6 protein-coding genes are annotated in these 7,259 nt (G+C 73.9%); 4 read left to right on the forward strand and 2 right to left on the reverse strand.

Going from position 1 to position 7,259, the window contains the following annotated elements; translation table 11 throughout:
* Positions 1-138 precede the first annotated feature (138 nt).
* Positions 139-1,167: a ketol-acid reductoisomerase gene (ilvC, locus tag ACI78Z_RS11225; protein ID WP_457036613.1), complete on the forward strand. Its 1,029-nt coding sequence runs from the start codon at positions 139-141 to the stop codon at positions 1,165-1,167.
* 123 nt (positions 1,168-1,290) lie between these two features.
* Here the strand turns inward: ilvC and ACI78Z_RS11230 are convergent, their stop codons facing one another.
* Complete coding sequence (locus ACI78Z_RS11230) at positions 1,291-1,716, reverse strand: hypothetical protein (RefSeq protein ID WP_457036614.1); 426 nt, start codon at positions 1,714-1,716, stop codon at positions 1,291-1,293.
* 20 nt (positions 1,717-1,736) lie between these two features.
* The gene (locus ACI78Z_RS11235; RefSeq protein ID WP_457036615.1) at positions 1,737-2,492 is read right to left on the reverse strand and encodes a hypothetical protein; all 756 of its coding nucleotides are present in this window, start codon (positions 2,490-2,492) and stop codon (positions 1,737-1,739) included.
* Between the two features lie 185 nt (positions 2,493-2,677).
* Here ACI78Z_RS11235 and serA point away from each other — a divergent pair, with 185 nt between their 5' ends.
* From serA to cimA, 3 genes are all read left to right on the forward strand, one after another.
* The gene (gene serA, locus ACI78Z_RS11240) at positions 2,678-4,279 is read left to right on the forward strand and encodes a phosphoglycerate dehydrogenase (RefSeq protein WP_457036616.1); all 1,602 of its coding nucleotides are present in this window, start codon (positions 2,678-2,680) and stop codon (positions 4,277-4,279) included.
* A gap of 16 nt (positions 4,280-4,295) precedes the next feature.
* Positions 4,296-5,318: a 3-isopropylmalate dehydrogenase gene (locus ACI78Z_RS11245; protein ID WP_457036617.1), complete on the forward strand. Its 1,023-nt coding sequence runs from the start codon at positions 4,296-4,298 to the stop codon at positions 5,316-5,318.
* A 284-nt stretch (positions 5,319-5,602) separates the two neighbouring features.
* Positions 5,603-7,177, forward strand: coding sequence for a citramalate synthase (gene cimA / locus ACI78Z_RS11250; RefSeq protein ID WP_457036618.1), 1,575 nt, complete (start codon positions 5,603-5,605; stop codon positions 7,175-7,177).
* Positions 7,178-7,259 lie beyond the last annotated feature (82 nt).

Genomic DNA, 7,259 nt, shown 5'->3' on the forward strand with positions numbered 1-7,259 from the left:
CCCCCCCCCCCCCCCCCCCGGCGCCCCCCGCCCCCCCCCCCCCCCCCCCCCCCCCCCCCCCCCCCCCCCCCCCCCCCCCCCCCCCCCCCCCCCCCCCCCCCCCCCCCGTCCACTGCACCGAAGGGAACCGCACAGCACATGGCCGCCGAGATCTTCTACGACGACGACGCCGACCTGTCGATCATCCAGGGGCGCACCGTCGCCGTCCTGGGCTACGGCAGCCAGGGGCACGCGCACGCCCTGTCGCTGCGCGACTCGGGGGTCGACGTTCGCGTCGGCCTGCCCGAGGGCAGCAAGAGCCGCGCCAAGGTCGAGGCCGAGGGCCTGCGGGTCGTGACGCCGGCCGAGGCCGCCGCCGAGGCCGACCTGATCATGATCCTCGTCCCGGACCACGTGCAGCGGAGGGTGTACGCCGAGTCGGTCGAGCCGAACCTGCAGGACGGCGACGCGCTGTTCTTCGCCCACGGCTTCAACATCCGGTTCGGCTACATCAAGCCCCCGGCCGGCGTCGACGTCGCCATGGTCGCCCCCAAGGGCCCCGGCCACCTGGTGCGTCGTGAGTTCGAGAACGGCAAGGGCGTGCCGGCGCTGGTCGCCGTGGAGCAGGACGCCAGCGGCCAGGCGCTGCAGCTGGCGCTGTCCTACGCCAAGGCCATCGGCGGTGCCCGCGCCGGCGTCATCAGGACGACCTTCGCCGAGGAGACCGAGACCGACCTGTTCGGCGAGCAGGCCGTGCTCTGCGGCGGCGCCAGTGCGCTGATCACCGCCGGGTTCGAGACCCTCACCGAGGCCGGCTACCAGCCCGAGATCGCCTACTTCGAGTGCCTGCACGAGTTGAAGCTGATCGTCGACCTCATGTACGAGGGCGGCATCGCCAAGCAGCGCTGGTCGGTCTCCGACACCGCCGAGTACGGCGACTACACCTCGGGCCCGAAGATCATCGACCAGCACGTCAAGGACGCCATGAAGGACGTCCTGGCCCGCATCAAGGACGGCTCCTGGGCCGCGGAGTTCATCGCCGACCAGGACGCCGGTGCGCCGGACTTCAAGCGCCGCCGGGCCGAGGCCGAGGCGCACCCGATCGAGGAGACCGGGCGCAAGCTGCGCGGGCTGATGAGCTGGGTGTCGGCGTCCGACGACTACACCGGCACCGCCGCGCGGAGCTGATGGAAGGGCCACCCTCCCGCCCACGCCTCGAAGGCTCAGGCGGCGGGTCCCTGGAGGGTGGCCGCTCCCGTACCTCACGAGAGGCCCCCGCTGCCGCCCGGCAGCGGGGGCCTCTCGTCGCTCCTACCGGGACCGGTCGCCGCGGCGCGCGGCGTACCACTCGCGGGACGGCGCCTGGAGCAGCAGGACCACGGCGGCCACGCCGAGCAGCACGACCGACGCGGAGAACGCGTCGAAGCCACTCCCGCCGGCCACCGAGATCGCGATGAGGACGAGCGCGATCGCGGCGGACGCCGCCCCGGCGACGAGCAGGACGCGCGGCGTCCGTCCGCGCAGCGCCAGGACGCCGCCGACGACGCAGGCGACCGCGAGACCCAGGAACACCACGCCGAAGGCCGCCAGCCACGGGCCGAGCCCGCTGTACGTGAAGTAGAGCAACGCGGCCATCATCAGCAGGACCGCCTCGACGAAGCCGGCGACCGCCGCCAGCACGACGTGCGGCGGGCGCCCCTCGCCGCCGGCCGGCACCGGGCGACCGAACCGGGACACCCCGGGCCCCTCGCCCGCGGTCAACGACCCCGCCGCGCGCGGTGCGCGGCGTAGAACTGCGCGGCCGGCCGCAGGCAGAGCAGCACGACGATCGCCAGGGCGGCGAGGAACAGCAGCAGCGTGAAGACCACCTCACCGCCGCCGACCCCGCCCGTCGACAGCCCCGAGAGGACGGCGATCAGGAAGAACCCGGTCGCGACCACGGCGATCGAGCCGCCCACCAGCAGCAGCACGCGGCCGCGACCGGTCAGCGCGCGCACCGAGCCCCAGATCACGAGCACGGTCCAGGCCAGCGCGAGGACCCCCAGGGCGACGAGCACGCCGGTGATCTGGCCGGTGTCCACACCGCTGGTGTCGAGGTCCTCGAAGGCCGGGTCGCTGGCGGTCAGGTCCTCGAGGATCGTCCCGACCACCGCGCCGCCCAGGATCAGGCCGAACGCCACCAGCGCGCCGAAGGCACCGAAGACGAAGCCGAGCACCGCGGCCACCACGACCGGGGTGGGCCGGGCCGGCACCGCCGTCTGCCCGTACTGCCCGTACTGCCCGTACTGGCCCGGCGGTGCGTACTGGCCGTAGCCGCCGGGCTGGCCGTACTGCTGCGGCTGGCCGGGCTGGCTCGGCTGGCCGTGGCCGTAGGGGGACGGCTGGTACTGCTGGCTCCCGTACGGCTGGCCGGACTGTCCGCCGCCCGCGGGCTGCGGCGGCTGCCCGTACTGCTGCGGCGGCCGGTACCGCGGATCGGTGCCGGAGCCGTGCTCGTCGTCGTGGGTGCTCATGGTCTCCTCCGTCGGCGCCGGCCCCCGCCGACCTCCACGGCCGGACGTCCGCCCGGCCGTGCGGCCAGGATGTCGGCCGCTGCCCACCCGGGCAAGCGACCCCACCCCTTCGGCGGGAGGTGTCGGCGGTGGCAGGAAGGGGCTGGTCGGCCCCGGGGTGACCGCCGTCCCTAGGCTGTGGTCCCGTGACCGCGACCGCGCCCGTCGTCCTGATCGCCGAGGAACTCGCCCCCAGCGTGCTGGAGGTGCTGGGGCGCGACGTCGAGATCCGGCACGTGGACGGCGCCGACCGCGCCGCGCTGCTGCCGGCGCTGGCCGACGCCTCCGCCGTGATGATCCGCAGCGCCACGCAGATCGACGCCGAGGCGCTCGCCGCCGCGCCCAACCTCAAGGTCGTCGCTCGCGCCGGCATCGGCCTGGACAACGTCGACGTGGCCGCGGCGACCGAGCGCGGCGTGATGGTCGTCAACGCGCCGACGTCGAACATCGTCAGCGCGGCCGAGCACGCGGTGGCGCTGCTGCTGGCCGCCGCCCGGCACATCCCGGCCGCCGACGCGTCGCTGCGCCAGGGCACCTGGAAGCGCTCGGCGTTCACCGGCGTCGAGGTCACCGACAAGGTCGTCGGCGTGGTCGGCCTGGGCCGGATCGGCCAGCTCGTGGCGCAGCGGCTGGCCGCCTTCGACGTCACGCTGATCGCCTACGACCCCTACATCCAGCCCGGCCGCGCGGCAGGGCTCGGCGTCCGCATGGTGTCGCTGGAGGAGCTGCTGCGCGAGTCGGACTTCATCACGATCCACCTGCCCAGGACGCCGGAGACCCTCGGCCTGATCGGCGCCGCCGAGCTGGCCACCACCAAGCGCGGCGTGATCATCGTCAACGCCGCCCGCGGCGGGCTGGTCGACGAGGCGGCGCTGGCCGAGGCGCTGGCGTCGGGCCAGGTCGGCGGGGCGGGCATCGACGTCTACGCCAAGGAGCCGTGCACCGACAGCCCGCTGTTCGGGCTGCCGAACACCGTCGTCACCCCGCACCTGGGCGCGTCGACGACGGAGGCGCAGGACAAGGCGGGCACCGCGGTGGCGCACTCGGTGCGGCTGGCGCTGCAGGGCGACTTCGTGCCGGACGCGGTGAACGTCCAGGCCGGTGGGGTCGTCGCCGAGGACGTGCGCCCCGCCCTGCCGCTGGCCGAGAAGCTCGGCCGGGTGTTCACCGCCGTCGCCGGCGGGCTGGCCCAGTCCCTCACCGTCGACGTGCGCGGCAAGATCGCAGAGTTCGACGACTCGGTCGTCCAGCTCGCCGTCCTGAAGGGCGTCTTCTCCGACGTGGTCGAGGAGCAGGTCACCTACGTCAACGCCCCGCTGTTCGCCGAGCAGCGCGGCCTCGAGGTGGGGCTGACCAGCGACGTGGAGAGCCCGGACTACCGCAACCTGATCAGCGTCCACGGCGCGATGGCCGACGGCACCGAGGTGACCGTCTCGGGCACCCTCTTCGGCAAGAACCAGGTGCCGAAACTGGTGGAGGTCCACGGCTTCGACATGGACCTGGACGCCTCGGGCTACCTGCTCTTCTTCGTCTACACCGACCGGCCCGGCGTCGTCGGCACGGTCGGCGCCGCGCTGGGGGAGGCCGGCATCAACATCGCCGGCGCGCAGGTCAGCCGCACGACCCGCGGCGGCGAGGCGCTCATGGCGGTGACCGTCGACAGCCCGGTCCCGGCCGAGCTGCTCGGTGACATCGCCGGCCGGATCGGCGCGCGGGAGGCCCGCTCGGCGGACCTCACCGCCGCCTGACCTAGGGTCGGATCCCATGCGCCTGGCAGTGATCCCCGGAGACGGCATCGGCCCGGAGGTGGTGGCCGAGGGCCTCAAGGTCCTCCGCGCGGTCGCCCCGGACGTCGAGAGCACCCCCTACGACCTCGGTGCGTCGCGCTGGCAGCGCACCGGCGAGCTGCTGCCGGACACGGTGCTCGACGAGCTGCGCCAGCACGACGCGATCCTGCTGGGTGCCATCGGGGACCCGAGCGTCCCGCCGGGCATCCTCGAGCGCGGGCTGCTGCTGCGGCTGCGGTTCGAGCTGGACCACCACGTCAACCTCCGCCCGGCCCGGCTGTTCGACGGCGTCCGCAGCCCCCTGGCGGCTCCCGGCGGCATCGACATGCTGTGCGTGCGCGAGGGCACCGAGGGGCCCTACGTGGGCAACGGCGGCGTCCTGCGCAAGGACACCCCGCACGAGGTCGCCACCGAGGTCAGCCTGAACACCGCGTTCGGCGTCGAGCGGGTCGTCCGCTACGCCTTCGAGCGGGCGCTGGCCCGGCCGCGCCGGCACCTCACGCTGATCCACAAGACCAACGTGCTCACCCACGCCGGGTCGCTGTGGTCGCGGACGGTCGAGGAGGTCTCCGCGGAGTTCCCCGAGGTGACCGTCGCCTACCAGCACGTCGACGCCGCCTCGATGTTCTTCGTCACCGACCCCGGCCGCTTCGACGTCATCGTCACCGACAACCTCTTCGGCGACATCGTCACCGACCTGGCCGCGGCCGTCACCGGCGGCATCGGGCTGGCCGCCAGCGGCAACCTCGACGCCTCGGGCACCAACCCGAGCATGTTCGAGCCGGTGCACGGCTCGGCCCCCGACATCGCCGGCACGGGCGTCGCCGACCCGACCGCCACGGTGCTGTCGGTCGGCCTGCTGCTCGATCACCTCGGCCACGCCGACCAGGCGAAGAAGGTCAACGCCGCGGTCGCCTTCGACCTCTCCACCCGCGACCCGGAGGCCCCCGTCCGCACCCAGGAGGTCGGGGACCGCCTCGGCGCGCTCGCCGGCGGCTGAGAAGCCGGTCCCCCGTGCAGGGCCCCGCCGGGAGCTCGCGAGCGGTGGGGGGCAAGGGTGTCCTCTCTCTCACCAGGCTCGGCGAGGGCCCCCGAAGGGTGGCCGTCCCCGCCGTCCCCGGTGCCGGGGACGGCGGGGAGCGTGGTCTACTGGAGGCGATGCACCCCACCGGCACGATCACCATCGCCTAGCGCGCAGTCCACCTCCCCGGACTGCGCGCAGACCTCCCGTTCCCGGGGGGTCTTTTTGTTTGCCGGGTCCCGCCCGCCGACCAGGAGCTCGTCATGGCCACCGAGACCGACTTCCACGTCTTCGACACCACGCTGCGCGACGGCGCCCAGCGCGAGGGCGTGAGCTACTCCGTCGCCGACAAGCTGGCCGTCGCCCGGCTGCTCGACGAGATCGGCGTCGGGTATATCGAGGGCGGCTGGCCGGGCGCGCTGCCCAAGGACACCGAGTTCTTCGCCCGCGCCCGCACCGAGCTCAAGCTGCGCCACGCCGTCCTGGTGGCGTTCGGCTCCACCCGCAAGGCCGGCGTGCGGGTCGAGGACGACGCCCAGGTGCGGGCCCTCCTCGACGCCGAGACGCCGGTGGTCTGCCTGGTCGCCAAGTCCGACGTCCGGCACGTGCGCGAGGCCCTGCGGACGACCCTCGAGGAGAACCTGGCCATGGTGCGCGACACCGTGGCGTTCCTCGTCGGCCACGGCCGGCGCGTGTTCGTCGACTGCGAGCACTTCTTCGACGGGTACGCCGCCGACCCGGACTACGGGGTGCGGGTGCTGGAGACCGCCTTCGCCGCGGGCGCCGAGGTCGGGGTCATGTGCGACACCAACGGCGGGATGCTGCCGATGGGCGTGGGGCGGGTCGTCGCCGACGTCCGGGCACGGGTCGACGGGAAGCTCGGTATCCACTGCCAGGACGACACCGGGTGCGCGGTCGCCAACACCCTGGCCGCGGTGGAGGCCGGGGTCACCCACGTGCAGGGAACGGCGAACGGCTACGGCGAGCGCGCCGGCAACGCCGACACCTTCGCGCTGATCGCCAACCTGGTCACCAAGATGGGCCTGCCGGTGGTCCCCGCGGGTTGCCTGGCCGAGCTGCAGCGGGTCAGCCACGCCATCGCCGAGCTGGCCAACATCGCCCCCGACGAGCACCAGCCCTACGTCGGCGCCTCGGCGTTCGCGCACAAGGCCGGCCTGCACGCCAGCGCGATCAAGGTCAGCCCCGAGCTCTACAACCACCTCGACCCGGCGGTCGTGGGCAACGACATGCGCATCCTGGTCACCGAGATGGCCGGCCGGGCCTCGGTCGAGCTCAAGGGCCGCGAGCTCGGCGTCGACCTCGACGGGCACTCCGACGTCATCGGCCGGGTCGTCGACCGGGTCAAGGTGCTGGAGGCCGACGGCTGGTCGTTCGAGGCCGCCGACGCCTCCTTCGAGCTGCTCCTGCGCGCCGAGCTGCCCGACGCCCCGCCGCCGCTGTTCGACCTGGAGAGCTACCGGACCTCGGTCGAGCACTGGGGCAACGGCGTCGTCGTCAGCGAGGCCACGGTCAAGGTGCACGTCGACGGGGAGCGGGTCATCAGCACCGGCGAGGGCAACGGCCCGGTCAACGCGCTGGACAACGCGCTGCGCCAGGCCCTGGTCAGCCGGTACCCGCAGCTGGCCGACGTCTCGCTGGCCGACTACAAGGTGCGCATCCTCGGCTGGAAGGGCGGCACCAGCGCCACGACCCGGGTGCTCATCGACAGCACCGACGGGGTGGGGGAGTGGACCACCGTCGGGGTCCACGACAACATCGTCGAGGCCTCCTGGCACGCCCTCGTCGACGCCCTCACCTACGCCGTCCGCAACCGCTGACCTCGGCGGCGGAGCGACGGCTCCTCCGGTGACCGGGTGGTGTGCGCCTGTGGCGCGTTCCCGGCGGTAACGCGCCACAGGC

The sequence above is a fragment of the Geodermatophilus sp. SYSU D01176 genome (assembly GCF_054050015.1).

Excerpts from the sequence above, each read along its gene's own strand:
- ilvC (WP_457036613.1), top strand. The coding sequence starts at position 139 with ATGGCCGCCGAGATCTTCTACGACGACGACGCCGACCTGTCGATCATC.
- ACI78Z_RS11235 (WP_457036615.1), bottom strand. The coding sequence starts at position 2,492 with ATGAGCACCCACGACGACGAGCACGGCTCCGGCACCGATCCGCGGTAC.
- ACI78Z_RS11245 (WP_457036617.1), top strand. The coding sequence starts at position 4,296 with ATGCGCCTGGCAGTGATCCCCGGAGACGGCATCGGCCCGGAGGTGGTG.
- cimA (WP_457036618.1), top strand. The coding sequence starts at position 5,603 with ATGGCCACCGAGACCGACTTCCACGTCTTCGACACCACGCTGCGCGAC.